Source organism: Staphylococcus sp. HMSC062A01, assembly GCF_001836805.1.
Lineage (GTDB): Bacteria > Bacillota > Bacilli > Staphylococcales > Staphylococcaceae > Staphylococcus > Staphylococcus haemolyticus.
Genome location: NZ_KV830625.1, coordinates 80,078 through 106,064 on the forward strand (window position 1 = coordinate 80,078; position 25,987 = coordinate 106,064).

The 25,987-nt window shown below is 35.2% G+C and carries 29 protein-coding genes; 13 read left to right on the forward strand and 16 right to left on the reverse strand.

Annotation, left to right across the window (positions count from 1 at the left end):
• The first annotated feature begins 4 nt into the window (after window positions 1-4).
• From HMPREF2715_RS07045 to HMPREF2715_RS11660, 4 genes are all read left to right on the forward strand, one after another.
• The gene (locus HMPREF2715_RS07045; RefSeq protein ID WP_070632240.1) at window positions 5-838 is read left to right on the forward strand and encodes a CPBP family intramembrane glutamic endopeptidase; all 834 of its coding nucleotides are present in this window, start codon (window positions 5-7) and stop codon (window positions 836-838) included.
• 87 nt (window positions 839-925) lie between these two features.
• Window positions 926-1,381 (forward strand): hypothetical protein, encoded by a 456-nt coding sequence (locus HMPREF2715_RS07050; protein WP_070839724.1) that lies wholly within the window; start codon window positions 926-928, stop codon window positions 1,379-1,381.
• Between the two features lie 398 nt (window positions 1,382-1,779).
• Complete coding sequence (locus tag HMPREF2715_RS07060; RefSeq protein ID WP_070632224.1) at window positions 1,780-2,637, forward strand: CPBP family intramembrane glutamic endopeptidase; 858 nt, start codon at window positions 1,780-1,782, stop codon at window positions 2,635-2,637.
• Between the two features lie 152 nt (window positions 2,638-2,789).
• Window positions 2,790-3,194, forward strand: a complete 405-nt coding sequence (locus tag HMPREF2715_RS11660) for an NINE protein (RefSeq protein WP_083307976.1) — start codon at window positions 2,790-2,792, stop codon at window positions 3,192-3,194.
• A gap of 643 nt (window positions 3,195-3,837) precedes the next feature.
• Here HMPREF2715_RS11660 and HMPREF2715_RS12435 read toward each other — a convergent pair.
• Entirely contained in the window at window positions 3,838-3,975 is a 138-nt protein-coding gene (locus HMPREF2715_RS12435; RefSeq protein ID WP_370591667.1) for a hypothetical protein, read from the reverse strand.
• On the opposite strand from HMPREF2715_RS12435, the gene HMPREF2715_RS07070 reads away from it, so the two are divergent.
• The 3 genes from HMPREF2715_RS07070 to arcC all read left to right on the forward strand — a co-directional run bounded on the left by HMPREF2715_RS07070 (window position 3,929) and on the right by arcC (window position 7,167).
• Window positions 3,929-4,915: a PTS sugar transporter subunit IIC gene (locus HMPREF2715_RS07070; protein ID WP_226955423.1), complete on the forward strand. Its 987-nt coding sequence runs from the start codon at window positions 3,929-3,931 to the stop codon at window positions 4,913-4,915. The genes HMPREF2715_RS12435 and HMPREF2715_RS07070 overlap by 47 nt on opposite strands.
• A 305-nt stretch (window positions 4,916-5,220) precedes the next feature.
• Entirely contained in the window at window positions 5,221-6,219 is a 999-nt protein-coding gene (gene argF / locus HMPREF2715_RS07075) for an ornithine carbamoyltransferase (protein WP_011274587.1), read from the forward strand.
• Between the two features lie 18 nt (window positions 6,220-6,237).
• Entirely contained in the window at window positions 6,238-7,167 is a 930-nt protein-coding gene (arcC, locus tag HMPREF2715_RS07080; protein WP_016930574.1) for a carbamate kinase, read from the forward strand.
• Window positions 7,168-7,437: 270 nt separating this feature from the next.
• On the opposite strand, the gene HMPREF2715_RS07085 is transcribed toward arcC, so the two are convergent.
• From HMPREF2715_RS07085 to HMPREF2715_RS07120, 8 genes are all read right to left on the reverse strand, one after another.
• Window positions 7,438-7,653: a hypothetical protein gene (locus HMPREF2715_RS07085; RefSeq protein ID WP_011274589.1), complete on the reverse strand. Its 216-nt coding sequence runs from the start codon at window positions 7,651-7,653 to the stop codon at window positions 7,438-7,440.
• Between the two features lie 22 nt (window positions 7,654-7,675).
• Window positions 7,676-7,864: a helix-turn-helix transcriptional regulator gene (locus HMPREF2715_RS07090; protein ID WP_016930575.1), complete on the reverse strand. Its 189-nt coding sequence runs from the start codon at window positions 7,862-7,864 to the stop codon at window positions 7,676-7,678.
• An 11-nt stretch (window positions 7,865-7,875) separates the two neighbouring features.
• Window positions 7,876-8,217 (reverse strand): hypothetical protein, encoded by a 342-nt coding sequence (locus HMPREF2715_RS07095; RefSeq protein WP_011274591.1) that lies wholly within the window; start codon window positions 8,215-8,217, stop codon window positions 7,876-7,878.
• Between the two features lie 191 nt (window positions 8,218-8,408).
• Complete coding sequence (locus tag HMPREF2715_RS07100; protein WP_046308894.1) at window positions 8,409-9,431, reverse strand: lipoate--protein ligase; 1,023 nt, start codon at window positions 9,429-9,431, stop codon at window positions 8,409-8,411.
• An 11-nt stretch (window positions 9,432-9,442) separates the two neighbouring features.
• Complete coding sequence (locus tag HMPREF2715_RS07105) at window positions 9,443-10,357, reverse strand: SIR2 family NAD-dependent protein deacylase (RefSeq protein WP_070440465.1); 915 nt, start codon at window positions 10,355-10,357, stop codon at window positions 9,443-9,445.
• Window positions 10,341-11,138: a protein-ADP-ribose hydrolase gene (locus HMPREF2715_RS07110; RefSeq protein WP_011274594.1), complete on the reverse strand. Its 798-nt coding sequence runs from the start codon at window positions 11,136-11,138 to the stop codon at window positions 10,341-10,343. Before HMPREF2715_RS07110 ends, HMPREF2715_RS07105 begins: the two co-directional genes overlap by 17 nt.
• Window positions 11,139-11,480: a glycine cleavage system H family protein gene (locus HMPREF2715_RS07115; protein WP_011274595.1), complete on the reverse strand. Its 342-nt coding sequence runs from the start codon at window positions 11,478-11,480 to the stop codon at window positions 11,139-11,141.
• Between the two features lie 21 nt (window positions 11,481-11,501).
• A complete protein-coding gene (locus tag HMPREF2715_RS07120; RefSeq protein WP_011274596.1) occupies window positions 11,502-12,503 on the reverse strand; it encodes an LLM class flavin-dependent oxidoreductase in 1,002 nt (333 codons plus the stop codon).
• A gap of 240 nt (window positions 12,504-12,743) precedes the next feature.
• Here HMPREF2715_RS07120 and HMPREF2715_RS07125 point away from each other — a divergent pair, with 240 nt between their 5' ends.
• The gene (locus HMPREF2715_RS07125; protein ID WP_070440467.1) at window positions 12,744-13,937 is read left to right on the forward strand and encodes an NADH-dependent flavin oxidoreductase; all 1,194 of its coding nucleotides are present in this window, start codon (window positions 12,744-12,746) and stop codon (window positions 13,935-13,937) included.
• 237 nt (window positions 13,938-14,174) lie between these two features.
• The gene (gene bioB / locus HMPREF2715_RS07130) at window positions 14,175-15,140 is read left to right on the forward strand and encodes a biotin synthase BioB (protein WP_070632216.1); all 966 of its coding nucleotides are present in this window, start codon (window positions 14,175-14,177) and stop codon (window positions 15,138-15,140) included.
• A gap of 103 nt (window positions 15,141-15,243) precedes the next feature.
• On the opposite strand, the gene HMPREF2715_RS12265 is transcribed toward bioB, so the two are convergent.
• The 3 genes from HMPREF2715_RS12265 to HMPREF2715_RS07140 form a co-directional block, all read right to left on the reverse strand.
• The gene (locus HMPREF2715_RS12265) at window positions 15,244-15,819 is read right to left on the reverse strand and encodes a hypothetical protein (protein WP_059747037.1); all 576 of its coding nucleotides are present in this window, start codon (window positions 15,817-15,819) and stop codon (window positions 15,244-15,246) included.
• Window positions 15,791-15,958 (reverse strand): hypothetical protein, encoded by a 168-nt coding sequence (locus tag HMPREF2715_RS12045; protein WP_011274600.1) that lies wholly within the window; start codon window positions 15,956-15,958, stop codon window positions 15,791-15,793. The genes HMPREF2715_RS12265 and HMPREF2715_RS12045 overlap by 29 nt, the downstream gene beginning before the upstream one ends.
• A 195-nt stretch (window positions 15,959-16,153) precedes the next feature.
• Complete coding sequence (locus HMPREF2715_RS07140) at window positions 16,154-17,572, reverse strand: anion permease (protein ID WP_070839727.1); 1,419 nt, start codon at window positions 17,570-17,572, stop codon at window positions 16,154-16,156.
• Between the two features lie 191 nt (window positions 17,573-17,763).
• On the opposite strand from HMPREF2715_RS07140, the gene HMPREF2715_RS07145 reads away from it, so the two are divergent.
• Complete coding sequence (locus HMPREF2715_RS07145) at window positions 17,764-18,963, forward strand: DUF819 family protein (protein ID WP_011274602.1); 1,200 nt, start codon at window positions 17,764-17,766, stop codon at window positions 18,961-18,963.
• A 66-nt stretch (window positions 18,964-19,029) separates the two neighbouring features.
• Here the strand turns inward: HMPREF2715_RS07145 and HMPREF2715_RS07150 are convergent, their stop codons facing one another.
• Window positions 19,030-19,815 carry a putative hydro-lyase gene (locus HMPREF2715_RS07150; RefSeq protein ID WP_011274603.1) on the reverse strand — a complete coding sequence of 262 codons (786 nt, stop codon included), beginning with the start codon at window positions 19,813-19,815 and terminating at the stop codon, window positions 19,030-19,032.
• A gap of 274 nt (window positions 19,816-20,089) precedes the next feature.
• Complete coding sequence (locus HMPREF2715_RS07155; protein ID WP_011274604.1) at window positions 20,090-21,712, reverse strand: BCCT family transporter; 1,623 nt, start codon at window positions 21,710-21,712, stop codon at window positions 20,090-20,092.
• A gap of 218 nt (window positions 21,713-21,930) precedes the next feature.
• Between HMPREF2715_RS07155 and nagA the strand changes: the two genes are divergently transcribed.
• Both nagA and HMPREF2715_RS07165 read left to right on the forward strand, forming a co-directional pair.
• Window positions 21,931-23,088, forward strand: coding sequence for an N-acetylglucosamine-6-phosphate deacetylase (gene nagA / locus HMPREF2715_RS07160; protein WP_070440477.1), 1,158 nt, complete (start codon window positions 21,931-21,933; stop codon window positions 23,086-23,088).
• Window positions 23,089-23,217: 129 nt separating this feature from the next.
• Window positions 23,218-23,466, forward strand: a complete 249-nt coding sequence (locus tag HMPREF2715_RS07165; protein WP_011274606.1) for a hypothetical protein — start codon at window positions 23,218-23,220, stop codon at window positions 23,464-23,466.
• 68 nt (window positions 23,467-23,534) lie between these two features.
• Here HMPREF2715_RS07165 and nagB read toward each other — a convergent pair whose 3' ends face one another.
• On the reverse strand, window positions 23,535-24,263 hold the full coding sequence (gene nagB, locus HMPREF2715_RS07170) for a glucosamine-6-phosphate deaminase (protein ID WP_011274607.1): 729 nt from the start codon (window positions 24,261-24,263) through the stop codon (window positions 23,535-23,537).
• A 24-nt stretch (window positions 24,264-24,287) separates the two neighbouring features.
• Window positions 24,288-24,959 carry an N-acetylmannosamine-6-phosphate 2-epimerase gene (locus HMPREF2715_RS07175; RefSeq protein WP_070632211.1) on the reverse strand — a complete coding sequence of 224 codons (672 nt, stop codon included), beginning with the start codon at window positions 24,957-24,959 and terminating at the stop codon, window positions 24,288-24,290.
• A 173-nt stretch (window positions 24,960-25,132) separates the two neighbouring features.
• Here HMPREF2715_RS07175 and HMPREF2715_RS07180 point away from each other — a divergent pair, with 173 nt between their 5' ends.
• Window positions 25,133-25,939: a MurR/RpiR family transcriptional regulator gene (locus tag HMPREF2715_RS07180; RefSeq protein WP_070632208.1), complete on the forward strand. Its 807-nt coding sequence runs from the start codon at window positions 25,133-25,135 to the stop codon at window positions 25,937-25,939.
• Window positions 25,940-25,987: the final 48 nt, after the last annotated feature.

The window sequence follows — 25,987 nt, forward strand, 5'->3', positions numbered from 1 at the left end:
CATGATGAGCTTAATAATTAAGTATTTGAAGATGATTGGTGTCATTATTTTGACGTTTGTATTAACAGTCATTGCGCAAAATATTGCTTTACTATGGCATTTGTTAGATTTGAAATCTTTTGAAACAATCTTACATGGTATCACCTATGTGGGACTTACCTTTTTATTCATTAAACTTTTAATTAATAAAGGATTTAAAGAGAAATTAAGTGACTATCGTATTAACACACTTAAGTTTAGTCTAAGTTATCTATCAGTTGGCTTACTGATTCCGATTATAAATATCATCATTTATTGTGTCTTTATTCCAGGTCATTTTGAAATAACGAAAGCTGATACTGTAATAGAATATTTAGAAATGTTATTTGAAATTATTGTTTTAGGTGGAGTATGTGCACCTATAGCTGAAGAATTAACAGTACGAGGCTTATTAATGGGCTACATTGAAAAGAAAGCGAATATTACCTTTGCCATCATTGTTACATCAGTATTATTCGCTTTAGTCCATTTGTTTAATGGCGGGATGTCTGGTGTTAGTCTAATATTATTAGTCGTAAGTGGCACGGTCGCTGGTATATTGTACGGTATGACGGCGTATAAATTTAACTCAATTTGGCCAAGTGTTTTTATGCATATGTGCTGGAACCTGTCAGACTTTGTCCATATCGCAACGCATAACGATGACTACGGCGTAATTCAATATATTATTAAAGTTAAAAACATACTCCTAACCGGTGGCGCATACGGCAATACCTCTTCACTCGTAGCGATAATATTATTCTTGATAGCCATTATTTATATTGCAATGAAGAAGTGTATAAGAAACCAAATAAACTAAGCACAAAGCAGTTATTAAGCTTTGTGCTTTATTATGTTAGCCTTAAATTGCACTCATAAAAATTTAACTTGAAGGAGATAATGATTTATGAAGGTAAGGCAATTTAGTATTTATAAGATTTTAACTTATATGATTCTCACAATTGCTATATTGGAAGTTGCAGGAGAATTAGGTGGGCTTGTTATGAATCATGGTCTAGCGAAACCTATTGGTCAACTGATAAGTGGAATTATATTTACCGTTGGGACATTGATAACATTAAAGTACATTCACTCAAAGAACCCAGACATTTTAAAAGAAATTAAATTAAAAGGATATAGTAATAAGCGAGATTTAATCATAGTATTGGCACTACCATTTTTAATTACATTTATCGTATTAGTAATAGGTATTAGTACAGGTTTAATGCAAAATGTGAGCGTAAGTACGGATATACATATTTGGGCAATGTTTTTATTTAATTGTCTTTTCACAGTATTATATGAGGCTTTTCCAGAAGAAGTGTTGATTCGTGGATTGATATTAAATGAGTTACGAAAATAGTTCAAATTTATTCCATCATTATTTGCAATTATTGGTGGGGTAGCGCATATTATTTCAAACTTAATACATTTAGGTAATCCAGAACTATTGTCAGTTGTAGGTTTAATGATTCAGTTTTATATATTTGGCATCACGTTACAATTATACAGAGAATTTGCTGGTTCCTTATGGGCAAATATGTTGTTTCATTTAGTCTGTCTAGAAACCGTTAGATTTGTCTTTATGAGTTCAAGCCAATCTATCATTAAATTCCATGAAACACAACAAGGCGTTTTTGGCATAATAGGATTATTTCTTGGATTATATATAGGAAGTGCAATTATTTTGAGCATTTTACTTTGGCTTAGAAAAAGAAAGCCCAAAAATTAAATCAATCATAAGGAGGTACCAAATCAACGATGCGTCGTTCATTACTTACATATATTATTTTAGTGTTCGTTTTAACCTATAGTATTGAAGGTCTTGTTTATTTAATCGGCGGACTTCAAGCTTTCTCTTTAATTGCGAGTTTAACGATGTTGTTTCCTGCTATTACGGCAATCATTGTATGGGCAATTTATTATCGTGACAAAAAATTTTGGAAGTTCTTCGGACTTAGATTAGGTAAAATTAAATATTGGTTTATACATCCATTGATGATGCTATTGGCTTTGATAATTATTTACTTAGTTTCTTATATGTTGAATCCCAATCAATTTCTAAATAGCACAGAACAACAAGATAGAATGAAAGATGTTTTTATTTTCTTACCAGATGTACCGCTATTTATCAACTTATTGATTCCAATAATACTTAATCTATCAATAGGTATACTATTTAGCATGATTGCTTATCTAGGTGAAGAGTTAGGTTGGCGAGCTTTCATGTACCCTAAATTGACTAATATTGGAGTAACAAAAGGATTAATTTTAGGCGGCTTTATATGGGGATTATGGCATCTCCCTCTTATCTTAATGGGGCATAATTATCCTAATCATCCAATTCTAGGAAATATAATGATGATATTAATGTGTATTCCGTTTGGCATTATTCTATTTTATTCATATATCAAATCTGGAAATATCTTTGTGCCAGCGATAATGCACGGAATTTTAAATCAATTTTCAAGTACTGTAACTACTTTCTCTATAAAAGAATCACAATTCAATCCATTACTTTATGGTTCAACAGGACTTGTTGGAATAGTGATTTTTAGTTTAATTGCTTTATTTTTAATTAAAACTATCAAGAAATCAAACCATATTTATAATTTTTAATTTTAGACTGACCCTCTATTCCGGAAGGTCTTAAATTAAAAAAATTGCTTCAAATCACTAAATTTCTACAAAAATAATGTATTTGTTCATAATTTTCGCTAGAATAAACAAGATTTTAACCATATGATGGCAACGTAAAGGAGCGAATCAATTTGAAAACCAAGAGTGTAGGGGAACGTATTAGAAACTTAAGGAAGTCTAAAAAGATGTCTCAAGAGAGGTTGGCAGAAAAACTAAATGTTTCTCGACATTCTATTTCAAATTGGGAAAGGGATGTCAGTTCTCCAGACATACATGCATTATTGGAGATGACAGAACTTTTTGGCGTTTCTTTAAATCATTTGGTTAAAGGAGACGAACTTATAGTGAATAAATATGTTTATGCAGCGTTAGCATTTTTCTTAGGTGGCTTGGGGGCACACAGATTTTATAGAAAACAATATGGTAAAGCACTATTATATATATTATTTTGTTGGACAGGTATTCCTGGTGTTATTGGAATGATAGAGGGAGTTATAGCATTTATAAAAACTGCAGATGTCCAAGGTAATATTTAAGACATAATATGGAGTAGGGAGTGAGACAGAATTTAACTTGAATTCAGTTTCATTCCCTTGTTTTATACATAGCAAACGCACTTATAGCATTGGGAGAACTATAAGTGCTTTAACGGCCATATTGGCGTTTTGGGAAAATACAATTATTGGGTTTTAATAAAATGTATAGTAAGGATACATTTTATCGGCATGGGATCATTAGTGATTCATAAATGTACTCTATAATTTAAGGAAGTGTGAGTAATTCAATCTAAATTGAAAAGAGCATGTAATTCAACACGTAAGAAATTACTAATGCAATGATTATCCCAAAACAAATACATCAATTATGTATCTACTTTTAATAAATACCCATTCAAATTAAAATAAAACTATTTTTGCAAACAAAAAGAATAAAAATATTAACTTTATTGAAATCAAAAGTAATCTACTTAAAATTGCGCTACGTTAATAATAAATAAAAAGTCATTCCATTTACCAAATAATAATATTAAATGCAAAATTCGTATATATTCATTTGCATAGTATTAATTTTGCTTTTTACATAAAAAATAATAAATTCCGTAGAATATAATTTGTTTTTTTAGTAAAATAGTCACTAAATGAGGATAAAAGATAACTTTAGGCGTCTAAAACAGTTAACTTATATTCTCATTTTTTTATTATCTACAAGGGGATGGAAAAATTTTATGGATTTACTAATTGGTACTTTATTCTTAATTTTAGTTCTTATTATTTTTACATTATTTACGTATAAAGCGCCTAACGGAATGCGTGCGATGGGAGCACTGGCAAACGCGGCTATTGCGACATTCTTAGTCGAAGCATTCAACAAGTATGTTGGTGGAGAAGTATTCGGAATCAAATTTCTAGAGGAGTTAGGGGATGCTGCGGGAGGTCTCGGAGGCGTTGCTGCAGCCGGATTGACTGCGCTTGCGATTGGTGTGTCTCCAGTCTACGCACTAGTTATTGGTGCTGCCTGTGGTGGCATGGATCTCTTACCAGGTTTCTTCGCAGGGTACCTTATCGGTTACGTTATGAAGTACACTGAGAAATACGTTCCAGATGGCGTTGATTTGATTGGTTCAGTAGTTCTACTTGCGCCACTTGCAAGATTGATTGCAGCAGGTTTAACGCCAGTCGTTAATAACACACTTTTAAAAATTGGTGACATTATTCAAAGTAGTACAGACACGAATCCAATATTTATGGGGATTGTTCTCGGCGGTATCATTACAGTTGTGGGTACTGCGCCATTAAGTTCAATGGCATTGACAGCTTTATTAGGACTAACAGGTATACCTATGGCAATCGGGGCAATGGCAGCATTTAGTTCAGCTTTTATGAACGGTACATTATTCCACCGTTTAAAATTAGGTGATCGCAAGTCAACGATTTCAGTAAGTATTGAACCTTTGTCTCAAGCAGATATAGTGTCAGCTAACCCAATTCCGATTTACATAACGAATTTCTTTGGTGGAGCAGCTGCAGGTTTAATAATCGCATTATCAGGCATGATCAATGATGCGACAGGTACAGCAACACCAATTGCTGGATTCCTTGTAATGTTTGGTTTTAATAATCCAATGACAGTCGTTATTTATGGCGTTGTCATGGCTATCGTTGGTGGACTTGCAGGTTGGATTGGTTCACTTGTATTTAAGAAATATCCTATTGTTACTAAACAAGATATGATTGATCGAGGCGCTAAAGACGCATAGCACTAAAATAAACCTTCTTTGTATCGACATTACAAAGAAGGTTTTTTGGTATATAAATTCCTAAAAGAAAGTATTTACTAAATAAGTTTAATAATGCTATTTTATGTGTAATAATAAAATCATAAAAATCATAGTAGTCACTTTCATTATAGCGCTAAAAATTGTAAATATATCAAAAAACATGTCATTGTAAACATTTTGTCAATTATACATAAATAATTTATAAAGTTATTTGAAAAGTGTTGTATTATATTTCGCAATCGCTTACAATACATGTGAAAGATATCACAAAGGAGTTGTACAAGATGCAAAATTTAAGAAACAGAAGTTTTTTAACACTATTAGACTTTTCACAAAAAGAGGTTGAGTTTTTACTAAATCTATCAGAGGATTTAAAACGCGCGAAATACGCCGGTATAGAACAGCAAAAACTTAAAGGTAAAAACATCGCATTAATTTTTGAAAAAGATTCTACTCGTACACGTTGTGCGTTTGAAACTGCAGCATATGATCAAGGCGCTCACGTGACATATCTTGGACCAACTGGAAGCCAAATGGGTAAAAAAGAATCTGCGAAAGATACTGCTCGTGTATTAGGTGGTATGTATGATGGAATCGAATACCGTGGCTTCTCACAACGTACTGTTGAAGAATTAGCGAAATATTCAGGTGTGCCTGTGTGGAACGGCTTAACAGATGAAGATCATCCAACTCAAGTACTTGCTGACTTCTTAACAGCAAAAGAAGTATTGAAAAAACCATACCACGAAATCAACTTCACATATGTTGGAGATGGACGTAACAATGTAGCAAATGCATTAATGCAAGGTGCAGCTATCATGGGAATGACTTTCCACTTAGTTTGCCCTAAAGAATTAAATCCAACAGATGAGTTATTAAACCGTTGTAAAGAAATCGCAGCTAAAAATGGTGGCGAAATCTTAGTGACTGATGACATCGATGAAGGTGTTAAAGGTTCAGACGTTATCTACACAGACGTTTGGGTATCAATGGGTGAACCTGACGAAGTTTGGGAAAAACGTATCAAATTATTAGAACCATATCGTGTAACTAAAGAAATGATGGAAAAAACTGGTAACCCACGTGCCATCTTTGAACACTGCTTACCATCATTCCACGATACTGAAACTAAAATTGGTAAAGAAATCCAAGAAAAATATGGCTTAACTGAAATGGAAGTTGCTGACGAAGTCTTTGAAAGTGAACAATCTGTTGTCTTCCAAGAAGCTGAAAACAGAGCACACACTATTAAAGCTGTAATGGTTGCAACTTTAGGAGAATAATTGAAGGGAGACCTACCTATGTCTAAAATCGTAGTGGCTTTAGGTGGTAACGCTTTAGGACAATCACCTGAAGAGCAATTAGAATTAGTTAAAGGAACAGCTAAATCATTAGTTAGCTTAATCCAAAAAGGTTATGAAGTTGTAATCAGCCATGGTAATGGACCACAAGTCGGCAGTATTAATTTAGGATTAAATTATGCAGCTGAAAATGGTCAAGGACCAGCGTTCCCATTCCCAGAATGTGGCGCAATGAGTCAAGCTTACATTGGTTATCAACTACAAGAAAGCTTATTAAATGAACTTCATGCTTTAAATATTGATAAACAAGTGGTTACATTAGTGACTCAAGTTGAAGTAGCTGGTGATGACCAAGCATTCAATAATCCTACGAAACCAATTGGCTTATTCTATACAAAAGAACAAGCGGAACAAACAATGGAAGAAAAAGGTTATAAATTTGTAGAAGACTCTGGACGAGGTTATCGTCGTGTTGTACCTTCTCCAATGCCAATCAACATTGTAGAACTAGATAGCATTGAAACATTAATTAAACACGGTACATTAGTTATTGCAGCTGGTGGTGGCGGTATCCCAGTTGTCAAAGAAGAAGGTAACTATAAAGGCGTCGATGCTGTTATCGATAAAGATAAAACAAGTGCTTTACTAGCAGCACACTTAAAATCAGATCAATTAATCATCTTAACAGCAGTAGATTATGTTTATATTAATTACGGTAAAGATAATCAAGAAGCTTTAGGTGAAGTAACAGTGGATGAAATGAATCAACATATTGCTGACGGTCAATTCGCAAAAGGTAGTATGTTACCTAAAGTAGAAGCAGCATTACAATTTATCGAGAAAAATCCAGAAGGTAGTGTATTAATCACATCTCTTGAAGATTTAGGAGATGCCCTAGATGGTAAGATTGGTACATTAATTAAAAAATAATAAATGTGATTGACTTTTGACATGGTTATATAATAACACTCAATACATTTTAATAAATAAGTTGAACCTGGGCTTAATGTATGTGATTTACATACGTAAGCTCAGGTTTTTTTAGTGGTCGTTTGGGTATCAAAAAACCCCTCACTAGTTGGCGTGGTGAGGGGACTGGTGTTTACTAAATGTATTATAAAACTTGTTAAAGCATTTTAATATCCGAAAGTGTAAAAATGTATTTTAAGTAATGGATGAACCATTTAAATTTCTGACAAGCTAATCTTTGATTCGCGTCTTATATTTTAAGTACGTTGCAATGCCCCAATAGATAACTAAACCGATGAGTAAAATCAACCAGACTATATTAAAATCTCCCTCAGTAAATTTAATATAGAAATTATAAACCGCTAATACGATAAAAAAGTAAACTGTAGTCCATTTACTAGCTATACTAAAATGTTGTTTTTCCATTTCATCTTGTCTTTTTAACATTATTATCACCTACTTATAATTTTTAAGGATTAAATAGGTCGTCCACAGTTGTATTGAATTGCTTTGCTAATTTAAATGCAAGTTGCAAGGTTGGATCGTATTTATTGTTCTCGATTGCATTAACTGTCTGACGGGAAACGTTCACATTTTTACTTAATGTGTCTTGAGACATACCCATTTGTTTCCGGTATTCTCTTATTTTGTTTTTCATTTTAATCAGTCCTATGGCGTGTATTTCTTTTTCACTATAAAGTAATTCATTACTAATAGTAAAGCTACTATTAATATATAAGCCAATTCTGGGAATTGATTAAATGGATAAACCGTATGATGTCCTTGGTATAAAGCGAATATTTTTAAAATCATACCGATGAAAAAGGTATAAACTAAACCTACAAAAGTTTTAGAAAATATTTCTAAAAACATTGTGCGTTGTCTCTCATCGTAACCAGTTCTATCAGTATTTTTAGTATCTAGCGTTTCGCTTGGGAGATACTTATTTGTAATAATTGTCCAAATGATACCAAAAATTAGTACGCTAATGAAAAGTAAGATATAAAACATATATTTCACCTCTAAATGTCAAAAGTATTTTACATTTATAGCATAGCATCATGAGAGATAATGTCAAATTCTTTTTACATTTATTAGAATTCTCTATGAATATAAAAAAACCTATGATTGTAAAATAGTCAATCATAGGCTTGAAATGAATTCTTTTAGTTATCCATTCTAAAATACGTCTATCTCTGCAATTAACTCAATATAAATGACACAAATTCTTCTACGCTAAGATTGCCAAAGTAGAACGTCAAATCAATGTCATTCAAACGTTCAATCAAGTCAGCTTTGACCATGCGCGTACCAATTAAATGTTCTTCAACATCGTGAATGTTACCTTGACCAAAGAAATCTCCATAAATACGACAAGCGGCAATACGGTTATGTTCAATTGATAGGGAAATATCAATTGTGCCACAACTAAAGCGCTCATTTCGATTGTATTCATATCGTGGTGAACGGCCATAGTTCCATTCCCAATTATCATACTTTTCAGCGACTAATTGATCAATGCCAGCCCAATCTTCGTCTGTTAATTCATAGCGTTTGGCATCTTTAATGTCATCTATTCCCATAATTTGCTTAATCATGAGATCTTTGAATTCATGAATGGTGATATCTTGATATTTAGGGTCTAAAGCGTCTCGGATTTGACCGACGCGGGCACGGACTGATTTGATGCCTTTAGATTCAATCTTCTTACGGTTTGGTTTCAATACATTGACCATGGCGTCGTAATCGACATCTAATAGTAATGAATAACCACCATAAATACGGTTATTCAATAATGTCATCGCAGCACCTGAAATTTTCTTCTCATTTAAAGCGAGATCATTACGACCACTTTGAATGACGTCAGTTGCGCCTAAATTATGCAACGCTTGAATAGCAGGGCGGTAGAAGCGTTGAAAATCACCATAAATGGATGTATCTTGTTCTAAAATACAACATACGTTGACAGCACCATCATCGACGTAAACTGCGCCACCGCCTGTATCGCGACGTACGACTTTAATGTTGTTCTCATCGACGTAGTCTTGATTGATTTCAACCGCTGTATTCTGGAAACGACCGATTTCTACTTTAGGTTGGCAATAATATGGAAGTAATATATCTTCGTCCAGAAAGATATTGTTATTAATATATACTTGCATCGCCAAGTTTACGGCGCCATCATCGATATATTTACCATTACGAATAGGTTCTATTAAATACATGTTTTTGTCTCCTAAGTTGTTAATTGTCTTTGTGCGTTAATGATTAATGATGCTATATCTTCAGTGAGATGAATGGTTCTATCTTGGATTGATTTAGGGATACGATACGCTTTCTTGTTTAACGTCATAAACACGGCATTGGGATTGTGACGCGTCATACGTTGGAAAGGATGTTTCACAAATTGTGGTGTCGTATAACCAATACCAATTTCAAGATATAACACTTTGCCATTCTTATGAGTATCTAGAAAATGATTGTAGCGATCTAATTGTGCATGGAAATCTGCATCTTCAACCATGCCGACTTGTGCTTTACGTTTGTTAATCTCCATAGGGGCATCACATTTTGGGCAATGTGGAATCAACTCATATGGGATTTTCATGTCTTCTTGTTTGGCTACCATTTCGCGAATGGCATCATCATCACGATATGTTTGTGCATGACAGTGTTGGCTACATTGCCAAAGAATATATTCTCCTTGAATATGAAATACTTTATTTAAATCATAATCTGCCACTAAAAAGGCATTATCTGCATTGGTCGTAATAATATGATAATCCTTGTGTTCAAGCATCTTTTTAAGTGCAACGTAAGAAGGGCCGACAGGTTGGTCTAAGTAGTTCAACTTCACGAAACGACTTTCAAATGCCCAATATTCCTGCCAACTATCAAACGGGTGCAAACTCGCTTGCAACATATCGAAGAAATTATATTTCTCGATAAAGTCGGGAAAGTTCTGCGTAAAACGTTCACCAATATAAGTGAAACCGTCTGAAGCAGACATACCAGCGCCTATGCCGACAACGATGGCATCAGCTTCATCAATGGCTTGTGCCAAGATATCCGTTTGAGTGGGGTCTTGTTGTTGCGCCTTATCAAGCGCTATCCAATTCTCGTTATGCGTTGGGTTATCTGTTGTTGTCATTGAAAGCCTCCTTATATAGTTCTAAATCTCTATCTGTAAATACGTTAAAGAGTACTTTCAACTCTGAGCCAGTTTCATGTAAATATTGACGTGTCGTTTCAATCGCTATACGACTTGCCTCGTCTTGTGGGAATCCAAAGACACCTGTTGAAATACAACAGAATGCTAAGTGTCTTAACCCCTTTTCATCGGCAAGCGCTAGACAGCTACGATAACAACGTGCAAGCAAATCTCTATTCATCTGAGATACAGGTTGTTTACGAATTTGCGGGCCAACCGTATGAATGACATATTTGGCTGGTAAATTATAAGCAGAGGTAACCTTTGCTTTACCAACACCTTCTTTACGTCCTTGTTGCTCAATTATATGAGCGCAATCTAGACGTAACTGTACACCAGCCTTGGTATGAATGATGTTATCTATGCAGTCGTGATTCGCTTGCATACATCCTAAGAATCGGCTATTCGCTGCGTTGACGATACCGTCAATATCAAGTGTTGTGATGTCACCTAGCCATAAATATAATGGCTCATCTGAAACAGGTGTTAAATCATCAATATGTGTAATGTCTTGTTGGTTGTTTAATGTAGATAAATAGGCATCTTGAATATCTAAGTACTCAGAACTGACAGGCTCAGGTGGACGAACATTGGCCAAACCACGATACAATTCCCACTGTTCTGTGTCAGTGTGAGGGAGGTCTAAAGGTTTGTCACCATATTGTTCCTTCCACATCGTTTCAATAAGATAAGCTAAACGTTCTTGTTGGTTCACTGACATTTAGTCCTCATCTGGATCTGGTAATGCGTCGTATGCTGCTTCATCTACATTTTCTAATTTAACTAACCAATTTTCTTCTGGCTTTTCAGAATTTAAAATAGCTGGCTCATCTTCAGCTTTCGTATTACGTTCGACAATTTTACCTGCAAGTGGAGATTGCACATCTAACACAGTTTTAGATGCTTCGATACTCACGATTTCATCATTGACGTTAACGTCATCTGGTCCCATAAATTCTACATAACCTACTGTACCTACGTCATCTTGTAATTCAGGTGTCATACGATAAATATATTGGTTTCCTACCTTTTCAACATATAAATAATTAGCTAATTTAGCCATTTCATATCATCCTTTCTTTATTTATAAATACGCTTGTGCGATGCGTTCAATTGTACGACATCGTTGGTCGATGCCTGGTAATAGCGGTACGACTAAGACTTCATCCGCCTTAAATTCTTGGATCATTGCGTCCAAGCGGGGTTTCACTTGCTCGATTGTGCCAGCTAAGATGCGTGCACGATGCTGAGCGATAACGCGTTTATCACGGTCACTTAAGTTATATTGTCGTGCTGTTTCGATGGATGGGAAGCGGTCGAACTCGGCAAATTGACGTTTGCCTAGTAGCCACACGTCAAGTGCGTGTAGTAAGTCTTGCGCTTCTTCTTCAGTGTCCGTTACAATCGCAAACGTTGTTAACATGACTGTGGGTGACATGTTTAACGCAGTTTGTTGAAAGTGTTCACGATACGTCTCTACTGACGCTTTAGCTGCATCAATCTTATCTTGGCTAGGTAATAAGAATGTTCCTAATGTGTAGCCCATGCCTTGTGTAGCAGCTAATTTAGCTGAGCGTTGGCTTGCACTTAAGAGCCACATTTCTGGATGACGTGATAGGTGAGGTTGACTAATCACTTGTCCTACACGTTGTTCCTCTGGTGCTTGCGTCAAATAATGACGAATATCCTCAATGCTTTGTGCATAATCAAGATAGTCACGCTTGTCCTCATCCATTGCACGTTTGACCACCGCTGTACCTGGATTATTGCCGATACCCAAGTCAACCCGACCAGGATGGAGTGCCTCTAACATTTTAAAATTTTCGGCCACTTTAAACGGGCTATAGTGAGGCAACATGACGCCACCAGACCCTAACTTAATGCGCTTCGTTTCCCCTAACAAATGCATCATTAATAATTCAGGACTACCACTCGCAAACGCTGGAACATCATGATGTTCTGTTAACCAGAAACGCTTGTAGCCTAAGTCATCAGCGAGTTTCGCAAGTCTTGTGGTATCTTGTAAAGCTTGCGTCGCATCCTTGCCTTCATCAATCATGGCATAATCTAATATATTGAAATCCACTTGGCGCTCATCTCCAAAGTTAATTGTTTAGTCCCTTAATTATAATACCCACCACCATTTTAACGTGTTTAGTGAAATTTTGTAGGAATTTAGTTTATACGTCACACAAATGTTCTAGTGGTTTTCTTCTTTTTCTGAAAAGGGGTGCTAAAACAGTTCACAAACAAGTCGATTGAGTATTGTCATAAAGCATGATACTTTGAAAATAATACAAAAATGAACGAAAGAGGATGTCATAAAATGTCGAAATTCGTACCACTGCTAGAACCTATTACACTATCTAATGGCATTACATTAGCTAATCGATTTGTTCTTTCGCCCATGACGACGAACTCGTCTACTAAAGAAGGGCATATAACAGAGGAAGACATACGTTATGCGAAACGTCGTGCCAATTCAGCAGGATTACAAGTAACTGGCGCAGCTTATATCGAGCCATATGGTCAGTTATTTGAATATGGGTTTAATATTTCTGATGATGCTTGTATTCCTGGTTTAAGAAAAGTGGCGCAAGCTATGAAACAAGAGGGGAATAAAGCGATTATTCAACTTGCACATGCTGGAAGATTCTCAAATACTGCAATTATGAATTATGGGGAAGTCTATGGCCCAAGTCCAATGACGTTACACTCTCCAATTAAACATGACGTTTTAGAAATGTCGGTGGAGAAAATTCATAACGTCATACAACAATATGCCGATGCAACATCTAGAGCAATTCAAGCTGGATTTGATGGCGTTGAAATCTCCGTTGCACAACGTTTACTCATTCAAACTTTCTTCTCTACGTTCTCAAATCAACGACATGATCAATATGGCGTTGATTCGTTAGAGAACCGAGCACGCTTTGGCTTAGAAGTCATGCAGGCAGTACAAAAAGTCATCGCTGAAGAGGCGCCTAGTGATTTCATATTCGGTTACAGAGCGACACCTGAAGAGACAAGAGGTAGTGATTTAGGCTATACAGTTGATGAATTTAATCAATATTTAGATTGGGTCATGGAAGTCGCAAATATTCATTATGTGGCTATCGCAAGTTGGGGACGCAATATTTACCAGAATAAGACGCGTACACCAGGCGACAATTATGGACGCCGCGTCAATCAAGTCGTATATGAGTATTTAAATGGACGTGTGCCATTGATTGCGAGTGGTGGTATTAATACACCTGAAACGGCACTAGATGCTTTAAATAACGCTGATATGGTCGGCATGTCGTCACCATTTGTTACAGAACCTGACTTCGTTCATAAATTGGCAGAAGGACGTGAAGACGACATTGATTTACATGTACATCCAGATGAGTTAGATGAGCTGGCCATTCCACATGCTGCCTTTAAAGACATTGTTCAAATGATGGATTACGGTGAAGGTCTGCAGAAGAAAACACGCGATGAATTGCGTAAATTAGAGAAAAATTATGATGAGGAATAGAGAGTAAGGCAGAAATCGAGTGTGTTAAAAAGATTTCGTTGCCTTGCCCTTGCAATGAAGACTATAACGGTGAATATGTTGATTAAGGCTGGGATATTTTAAGATATTCTAGTCTATTGTTTTGTTTAATTTCCGGCTAAATATTTAATTTTTCACGCCGTTAATGTAAACTTATTTATATATAAAGTTTACATTTAGAATTTTTACGGGATTTTTTAAAGTAAGGGGTTTAATAACATGAGATTAAATTTAGCAGAACGTATCTTAAATCAAGACGTATTAAGTAAGGATGAGGCGTTAGCATTATTTGAAGATGAAACGATTGATACATTTGAATTATTAAATGAAGCATATATCATTCGGAAACACTTTTTCGGGAAAAAAGTGAAACTCAATATGATATTAAATGCGAAAAGTGGAATTTGTTCAGAAGACTGTGGTTATTGCGGTCAATCGGTGAAAATGAAAGAAAAACAACGCTATGCGTTAGTTGAATCTGACAAAATTAAAGCTGGTGCACAGGTAGCGACGGAGAATCATATTGGTACATATTGTATTGTCATGAGTGGACGTGGGCCTACAAATAGAGAGGTTGATCATATCTGTGAGACGGTTCATGATATTAAAGTGTTGCATCCACAACTTAAAATTTGCGCATGTTTAGGTTTAACAAATGAAGAACAAGCGGAGAAGTTAAAAGAAGCGGGTGTGGATCGCTATAATCATAATTTGAATACAAGCGAAAGGTATCATAATGAAGTCGTTACAACACATACATATGAAGATCGTGTGCGTACGGTTGAAATTATGAAAGCGAATCATATCTCGCCATGTTCTGGAGTTATTTGTGGCATGGGTGAGACGAACGAGGATATCATCGATATGGCATTTGCGTTGAGAGAAATTGATGCTGATAGTATTCCAATTAATTTCTTACATCCAATTAAAGGGACAAAATTCGGGGGACTCGATTTATTGTCACCAATGAAATGTTTAAGAATTATTGCGATGTTTCGATTGATTAACCCATCTAAAGAAATTCGTATTGCAGGTGGGCGTGAAGTCAATTTACGTTCTTTACAAGCCATCGCATTAAAAGCAGCCAATTCCATCTTTGTAGGTGATTATCTGATTACAGGTGGGCAACCGAATGAACTCGATTATCAAATGATTGAAGATTTAGGGTTTGAGATTGATGGGTAATTTAGGAAGACTTTGATATTTGATACGATAAAAGAGAATAATATTTGGAAGAGAATGAAAATATTTTATTGGTTTGATATAAAATGGGGGAAACTTACAATTACTAAAATTTATAAAATGCAGAAACAATTTTACCCTTATCTGTATTTCTATATTGAAATATTTTAAAGCCGCAATCTTCACAATAAAATTTTTCTAGTTTGAAATGATCGTACCAGTCAACGCAAACATGTTTCAATGCAGTTTTTTTATAAATATCATAAGCTATTGAGAATGCATATTCTAAAATTGTTTTCCCTGAAACTAAACCTTTATATTGGTCGTTTCTAGCGAGTTTCGTAATTAATAAAGATGGAAATTCATTGTTTTTCATAGCATCAGAAGAAATTTTCTTTTTAATATTTTTACTTACATTAATTTCAAATTTTATGATGACTATTTTTAAACAAAAATATCCGATGAGTTCTGAAGTATCGGAATCAATTAATAAATACGTGCGGATTGAATTTTGTTTATTTAAAGAAAGAGCTTTGTCTTGCAAGTAAGATGCAATAGAAGGGTTTGAAGAAGTTTTAAATTTACTTATATTTCGTCGGATAAGTTTGAGAAGAAATTCATCTTCCATCTCATAGTTAGTAAGTTCAAAGATATTACAAAGTTGATGGTTTATCTTTTTCATTTTCTACTAGTTTTTTAAATGGATTTGGTTGTGGTGTATCTTCTTCAAGTCGGTTATGAAAAGGCTTAAACTTTGCAGTTGCAAATATGATAGCTTCTTCTTCAGTTAAAGTATATGAATTTCTTTCTTCTGGAATCATAGTATCATCTCCATTTGTTATAATATAATATTTTTTATAAATTATAATGCGTATTAAAATATTTGGCAACAGAAAAGATATGTAAGTAAAAGTCTTTATTTGTTCAATAGTATTGACTAAGGAAGAGATAAATATAAAGGAATAAAGAACAAAAAAGGAGGGAAACAGAATTCACTGTTTCTCTCCTTAATATAATTACATCAAACCTATCAATTTCATCCATAAGGAACCTAAACCGAGCCAGATTACAAAGTACACAACGCCTAAGGCTAGGTTCATCAGCCACCAACGTTTCTGAGTGACGTAACCGGCTGCGTAAAGAATAGGTGCAGGACCACTACTATAGTGTGTTGTAGAGGCCATTAAGTTACCAAAGAAACCAAGCATTAATGCACTAAATAACGGTGGTGCACCTGCAACAACGGCTACACCGAGTAATGCTGCATACATAGCACTGACGTGAGCAGTTGAGCTAGCAAATAAATAATGTGAATAGAAATAGAAGATTATTAGTATCACAAGGACGACTGGCCAACTTAGACCGCCTAAACTGTTTGCGATAGTATGGCTTAACCATGGAATAAAGCCTAATTGATTCAGTTGATCTGCCATCATAACTAGCACTGAGAACCAAACTAATGTATTCCAAGCGCCAGTTTCATTTAAAATATCTATCCAATCTAACACGCCTGTAATAAGTAATAAAGATAATGCGATAAAAGCAGTTAATGTTGCGTCTACACCAATAAAGCTACCGACTACCCAAAGTAGTAATGCGATAATAAATACACCAATCATGAATTTTTCAGCTTTAGCAATTGAACCCATATCAGCTAATTCATTTTCAGCCCAATCTTTCGCATCAGGTGTCTCTTTAACTGTTGGCGGATACATTTTATAAATAATAAATGGTATGACGATAAGTGACACAATACCAGGGACGATGGCTGCTAAGAACCAGTTCATCCAAGTAACGTGAACATGTGCAGTCTTCTCAGCTAAGTTCTGAGCAAGCAGGTTACCGGCCATTGCAGTTAAGAACATCGCGGCAGTAATAAGGTTGCCGTGGAATTCAGTAAAGATTAAAAATGACCCCACCTTACGCTCGGTGCCTTGTTTCGGATCAGAATCAAATGATTTAGAGAGCGATTGAATGATTGGAAACATAATTCCACCTGCGCGAGCAGTATTACTAGGTGTTGCTGGTGCTAAAATCAAATCTACACCGACAAGTGAGTATGCTAGACCGAGTGTCTTCTTCCCAAATAATCTTACGAACTGAAGTGCGATACGACGACCGAGTCCAGTTTTAACGAAGCCTCTAGAGATAAAGAATGCCATTGCAATCAACCAAATACTAGGATTACCGAAACCTTGTACGGCAGTCTTTGTATCGATAACGCCAACTAACACGGTTAGCGTGAACCCTATGATCGATACGACACCAATCGGCATAGGTTGTGTGATACAGCCGATAATGGTACCTACGAATATAGCAAACATTAGCCATGCATCCAGACTTAATGATTCAGGTCTGAAAGGTGCAAGCACAGCTATAAGTATGCCTATGACTAGAGGTAATATAAATTTTTTATATTTAACAGAGTTATTCATCTAGAAACCTTCTTTCCAAATTTCGAACATTTTCATACATAGAACAGTCCTATTTTTAAGCAATGTACAGAGCATTTTTACATTTTATTGAGAATTATTATCAGTAGATTATAACGTTATAAAAACGGCATAGACTATCGAAATTAAATTATGAATAGTATAAAATGTTACTCAAGAAAGGGGATGGGATGATGTTTACAATAGGGACATTAATCGCAAAAGATGATACGTGGATATTATGGGCCATAATTATAGTTTGGGCGACAGTCAGTATCTTCTTGGAACAGAAATATCAATGGGCAAGTACCATTTCAGGTGCCATCATTGCATTAGTAGGGGCTATGTTATTATCTAATTTTAAGATTATCCCGACTGAATCGCCGGTTTATGATACAGTATGGGATTACGCGGTACCAATATCAATTCCTTTATTATTGTTCAGTTCTAATATTTTAAAGATTTGGAAGGAAAGTCGTCGATTATTATATATCTTCTTAATTGCATCAGTTGGAACATTGATGGGGACAACGGTAGGATTTATTTTACTTCATCAGTGGATTCCATATTTAGCAAAAATTGGTGCGATGATGACAGGAAGCTATATAGGAGGTGGCGTGAACTTTGCAGCTTTAAGCACAAAGTTTAAAACGCCGAGCGACATGATTTCATCAACAGTCGTTGCAGATAATAGTGTTATGGCATTGTACTTTATGTTGTTGATTGTAATACCGTCTTTACCTATTATAAAAAGGTGGTTTAAGACAGATTATCAAACTGAGTCAACACCAGAAACGCAACAATCTTATTGGCAACCGAAGCAAATTCAATTATTAGATATTGCACTTTCAATAGCGATTGCAGTGGCATTAGTAGCAATCAGTTTTAAATTATCTGAGATCATTCAACATGTGATACCGCAGTCTAATGTCCTACTTACGATACTGGTTTCTTTCTTTGGCGATCAATACTTGTTACTTACAACACTTACATTATTGGCAGTGGCTATTTGGGGAGATTTCTTTGATAAATTAGCCGGTTCTTCAGAAATTGGAACATTTATTATTTACATATTCTTTGTAGTGATAGGAACACCTGCTTCATTTATGACGATTATAAAAACAGCACCACTATTATTTGTCTTTGTGATGATTATTTTAATTTTCAATCTAGGTTTAAGTTTAATACTAGGAAAGTTATTTAACTTTAAGATTGAAGAAATACTGTTGGCAAGTAATGCTACTGCTGGTGGTCCTACAACGGCAGCAGCTTTAGCTATTAGTAAAGGATGGCAAGGTCTTGTTGGACCAATACTAATTATAGGTACATTAGGTTATGTCATAGGGAACTATGCGGGCACACTTATTTATCAACTTTTAATACACATTGGATAATATAAATACATAAAGGGAGATATCTCAGCATAATTTTTAGCTGCGTATCTCCCTTTTTCAAAAAAATTAATCATTTAATTCGCTATCTTTAATATCTGTAATAAACATGTGTCCGGGTGAGTGTGTAATCATTAACTCAGGTTTGGCATCAAGTGCAACAGATTGTGGTGTCACGCCACATCCCCAGAAGACAGGCATTTCGTTAGGTTTGATTGTGACAGCTTCTCCATAATCAGGCTTATCGATATCAGTGATTCCCAGTTCTTCTGGTGTACCAATATGAATCGGCGTGCCATGAACATTCTTAAAATGTGAAGTAATTTCTGTTGCCTTAATCGCTTGAGTCATAGTCATCGGACGCATACTAACTGTAATGTTACCTTTAAAATAGCCACTTGATTCGGCAGGGATGTTAGTACGATACATAGGTACATTATGACCCTCTTCAATATGACGTACAGGTAAGCCAGCTTCCAACAATGCATGTTCAAAAGTGAAACTACAACCAATTAGAAAGCTAACCATATCTTCAGTATAAAGATCAGTGATATCGTCAACTTCCTTAATCAATTGCCCATGTTCATAAATGCGATACTTCGGAACATCAGTGCGTATATCCGCATATGGCCCATAATATGGAAAAGAATGTGCGCCAACTTCTGATACATCTAAGAGTGGGCAAGTCTTTGGATTTCTAAAACAGAACTTTAAGAAATCATAAGCATATTTCGATGGCAATATAACCACATTAGCTTGTATATAACCTTCAGCCATACCGCTTGTGTGACCGACAAGTTCTCCATCTCGAATTAATTGACGTAAGACTTCAGGTGATGACTGTTTGTAATTCATTATAAATCCCCCTTGTTTCCCCTTAATGATAAAAAGTGCTTATTACTACAATATTTTAAAATTACACATATGACAAGAGCGGTATATGCGCTATTTATTAAAAAGCTTGTATGCTAAAGTGATCGAACTATTCACAAATATTGGTAATAAACAATATAAACTTACAATAACCCAATTATCATCTACATGATAAATGACAAAATATAGTATGAATAAAAATATACTTATGATTAGTCCAATTAAAGGCAGTAAATTAAAGTACAGATTCATATTGTTATTCTTCTTCATTGTTCTGTTCCTTACCTTGTTCTTTTTCATTAGATTTATTATGATCTTCTCGTTGTTCTAATGGAATGGAATAATCTTTGTCATCATCAATATAAGACATTTGGAAGTGCTTCGTATGTTCTCTGCGAAGCGCGCGCATAATAGAAAGTGTCATTAGTAATAGAATAATAGAGAATGGTAATCCTGTTACAACGGATGCAGTCTGTAAACTCGTCAAACCACCTGCAATTGTCATTGCAACTGAAATGGCACCGATCAGCAATCCCCAAATCACTTTATGTTTCACCTTTGGATTCTCGCTACCTCCTGTTGCCATGCCAGCAACAATATGTGTTGTTGAGTCTGCACTTGTCACTATGAGTAAGAATATTAAGACGACTGCTAATATGCTCGTAATATCTGCTAATGGAAATTTTGATAGTAATTCAAATAAAGCTACTGTGTAATCTTTATCTACTAATTTAGCGATGTTATCGCCACCCATAGCAACTTTAACGGCCATACCACCAAATCCTGCAATCCATACGAATGAAATGAGTGGAGGTACGATTAATACACACATGATAAATTCACGAATTGTACGTCCACGAGATACGCGAGCGACGAAACCTCCTATGAACGGTGACCATGAGATTACCCATGCCCAATAAAAGACAGTCCACTGTTGTATCCAAGCATTATTGCCAGAATATGGATTAATACGTAAGCTATATTCAACAAAATGTCTGATATAGTCTCCGATTGCTAAAGTATAAGATTCGAAGATGAATTTTAAGTCTCCAAAGATAAGCATGAATAGTAGTAAAACAGCGCCTAAAATAATATTGATGTTACTTAGCCATTTAACGCCCCGATTTAAACCAGTTATTGCAGAACCTAAGAAAATACAAACCATGAGTACCGTAATAGCAATTTTTGTAACGTTATTATTTGGTACATGGAAGACATGATTCAATCCACCACTAATTTGCATGATGCCAAGACCTATAGAAGTGGCAATACCCATGACTGTAGCTATAATTGCTAAAATATCAATCACATTTCGAAATGGACGTTTGTAAGCTTGACCAAAGACAGGTTCCATTGCTGTAGAAATTAAACCATCTCGCTTCTTTCTAAATTGGAAATATGCCACGATAAGTCCAGCCATAGCGAAGATTGACCATTGTGATATCCCCCAATGAAAGAAGGTATAGCCCATGGCTACACGTGCTGATTCGGCTGATTGATTTGGCACATCTTTTGGAAAAGGTGAATGAAGATAATGTGTGAGTGGTTCAGCAACACCCCAGAATACAATACCGACACCTAGTCCTGCTGAAAATAACATCCCTAGCCATGATAAAAATGAAAACTCTGGTTCTTCATCATCACTGCCTAATTTGAAACGACCGTAACGAGAAATTGCTAAAGAGATTAAAAAGATATCTAAAATAAATATAATAAGTAAGAACAGCCAACCAAATGAATTAGAAATAAAATTATAAATATGTTGTGCATTAGCGCCAAATGCTTTAGGAAAGATCCCGGCCATTGCAGTAATAAGTATAATGATGGCTACGGATATCCCATATACTAAATAATTATTTTTCTTCCGCTTGTCATTCATTGTTCAATTACGTCATCCTTTATATTTTATTTAGTTTGAGTATACCTATAATAGTAAATGTTTTCAAAATTCATTTTTTTTGAAATATCATGATTTCTAAGTAATAGCGCTCTGTTTTGAAAACTTTTTCCAAAAGTGAAAATTGGCAAAATACGAGCTAATGAAATGCTATAATTGAGATGAAAAATTGAAGAATTAAATAGAAAAGAAGGTATATCATGTCAACAAACTATGTCATTACAAATGGTAAAATTTATACGGAAAAACAAGTTATTGAAAATGGATATCTTGTAGTAGAAGATGGCAAAATAAGTGATATTCAACAAGGAACGTATACTGGAGAATTAGAACAAATCGACGTGAAAGGTCAAAATGTATTACCAGGTTTCATAGATATTCACATTCATGGTGGCTATGGTGAGGACGCAATGGATGCTTCTTATGACGGGTTAAAACATTTGGCTGAACAATTATTATCAGAGGGAACAACAACATTCTTAGCAACGACGATGACGCAATCGGACGCTAATATTGAAAAGGCATTGAAAAACATTGTGGCATATCAAGCTGATCAACAACGAGAAGAAGCGGCTGAAGTAGGTGGTGTTCATTTAGAAGGACCATTTATTTCAGAGCATAAAGTTGGCGCGCAAAATCCTAAATATGTGCAACGTCCATCTGCGTCTAAGATTCAACATTTCCAAGAAGTTGCGAATCAGCAAATCAAAATTATTACCTTTGCGCCTGAAGTTGAAGGCGCACATGATACACTTAATCAATTGCATGAAGATATTATCTTCTCAATGGGGCATACTGTGGCAACGTTTGATGAAGCGAATGAAGCGGTGGACCATGGTGCAAAACATGTAACACATCTATATAATGCAGCTACACCATTTGAACATCGCGATCCAGGTGTCTTTGGTGCGGCGTGGACGAATGAACAATTAAATACGGAAATTATAGTTGATGGTATTCATTCACATCCTGCTTCTGTACATATTGCTTATAAGCAAAAAGGAAATGAACACATGTATCTCATCACTGATGCGATGCGTGCGAAAGGAATGGAAGACGGTGAATATGATTTAGGCGGACAGAATGTCATCGTTAAAGGAAAAGAGGCTCGCCTAGCAAGTGGCGCTTTAGCAGGTAGCATCTTGAAAATGAATGACGGTTTGTATAATTTAATTGAATATACACATGATTCATTAGAGAATTTATGGCGTGTAACGAGTTTGAATCAAGCCATCGCATTAAAAATTGATGACCATAAAGGTAGTTTAGCCATCGGTAAAGATGCTGATATCGTAGTAGTAGATGATACGATTCGTGTTGATAAAACAATCAAATCAGGGGTTGTACATCAATATTAAAGAATTGAATGATGTATGATTATAAATGCTATGTAGCCTCTATTCGCGTTTAAAGATATACATTCTAGTGTATATATGTAGTAAATGTTTTGATTCGAAACAATTGCGACGGAAGAGAGGTGTCCACACATGAATAATGATTTCAGGTTTCCTAACGCTAAGCATTTCTTTAGTTGGTTAGCGTGGTTATCCATCATTGCTTTAATCGCATTAATCATACTTAATTTAATCGTTTATAGCACATTCAAAAGTTTTAATAACTTTACGTTAGCATTTGAATTCCACCAAACAGAATTAATATTCTTAATTACTTTCTCAGTTATTGCGGTTATTAGTATTATTATGTATTTAATTTTAAAACTATTTAAACATTCATAAAATGAAAAAACAGAAAGCGGATTGGTTATCAATCCACTTTCTGTTTTTGTTTTATGCTGGGTAGGATACTATAAACGATTGAAAATAGTGTCATCAACAATGATTTCTACATTAGGATGTTGATGCAAGATAGATGCAGGCAATGATTCATTTGTTTCACCATTCAAGAGTTGATGAATTGCATCACGTTTACGTTCTCCAAATGCTAATAAGATAATTCGTTTCGCACGCATAATAGAATTTAATCCCATAGAAACGGCTTGTTTAGGTACATCATCAATATGATCAAAATGAACACTGTTAGCATTAATCGTTGATTCAGTTAAATCAACCACACGCGTTTCACTTTCAAAAGATGTGCCAGGCTCATTGAATCCGATGTGTCCATTTTCACCAATACCCAATAATTGAATGTCGGGTTGACCAATTTGTTTCAATTGATTCTCATAACGACGTGCCTCACGCTCTAAATCATCAACATGGCCTTGAGGAATATGAATGTTATCGGCATTCCAACTAGCATTATGATCAAATAATAATTGATGCATATACGTATGATAACTTTGAGCATGTTCAGGTTCTAACCCTACATATTCATCTAAATTGAATGTTTGAACATTTGCTAAATCAACGTGATTGGCTGATAGCAATTCTGAAAAGCGGGGATAGACATCCGTCATCGTGCCACCAGTAGCAAGTCCTAATATAGCATCAGGCTTATCTTTAATTAACTTCAATAGTTCAATTGCAACATAATCACTCGCTAATTTTTTATCTACTAAGTTCGTTATCTTCATGATTTACGCCTCCAAATTAAGCAATTATTTTTGTTGGACAGCTTCTATAAAACGTTCAGTGATTTGTTTAGGACGTGTAATTGCCCCACCGACAACCGTACAATGTACGCCTAAGTCACTTACCTTTTTATACATTTCAGGTGTAATGACATTACCTTCTGCAATAACTTTCGCGTTGACCTTTTCTAATACTTCTTTTAAAAATTCAAAATCATTTTCAAAGAGAATGTGTCCCTTTGTATAAGACGTATACCCACGTAATGTTGTGCCAATGTAATCAAAGTTTAAATGATCTGCATTGATGGCTTCTTCAACAGTTGAAATATCCGCCATAATTGCAACATGGGGTGCTTTCTCTCGAATGTAATGAACTAATTCTTCAAGGGACTCCTTAGGACGTGTTTGCGTTGTCGCGTCTAAAGCAATTACTTCACATCCACTTTCAATTAGTTCATCCACCTCTTTAGAAGTTGCTGTAATAAATACATTAGAACCTTCATAATCTCGTTTTACAATTCCGATAACCGGTAGTGATACTTCTTCTCGAATCGCTAAAATATCTTCTTTAGTATTCGCACGTATACCAACCGCTCCACCTTGAAAAGCTGCTAGAGCCATCTTTGACATAATAAATGATGAGTGTAATGGTTCGTCAGGTAACGCCTGACATGACACGATTAATCCATTTGGTAACATTTTTAAACACGCTCCGTCTTTTTCAAAATTGTAAATAGAAATAGTATTTATAATTGATTCGTTTATTCATTCATATCATAACATTAAGAAAATATTTATCAATTTATAATTGAGAATTGAAAAATATTTTCAAATATAATACAGTTTAACTAACTTAATTACGAGGTGTTGTCATGAAATTTGAAAATCGTATTCAACGAAGTCGTCATTTATTAACGAAAATGGATAAAAAAATTATTGAATATATACAAACACATGAACTTGATGAAAATTTCTCTACAATTAATTCCTTAGCTTATGCTATCGGGACATCACCAGCTACCATTACAAGATTTAGTGGCAAATTAAATTATGCCAACTTTCAAGATATGAAGTTTAATTTGCAACACGAAAAATCAGAAAAGCTAGTAGAAAATGCACCGCTTGTTCAGCTTATTCATCGTTATCATCAAAACATTATCCAACAAACGGGTGAATTTATTTCCGAGGAAAAGATTAAGCGTCTAGCACACAATTTAAAAACGTGTAGACAAGTCAATTTCGCAGGATTAGGAAGTTCGGGATTAACGGCAAGTGAATTTTACTATCGCACAATACGTATGGGTATCAAAGGTTCTGTATCAACAGATGCGCACCAAATGAAGATATCGGCGTCGCTACTTTCATCACGAGATATGTTTGTCGCTATTTCAAATAGTGGGGAAACCTTAGAATTAATTGAAGCTGCGAAGATTGCTCGCAATCAAGGGGCGTATGTCGTAGTCATAACAAATTTCGAAGGTAGTGCGCTTACTAAGAATGCAGATTTAGTATTAATCACGACGGCTCAATCAAGTAACAATGATTCAAAATTCATCAACTCACAAATCGCAACACTATTTTTATTAGATATCGTGAGTTATTTATTATTGAATGACACACATATGCACCAAGTGTATCAACAAACACGAGACGTCATTTTAGGAAATGAGAAAGAATGAGTGAGGAGTGGGACAGAATTCGTTATGAATTCAGTGTCCCACTCCTAT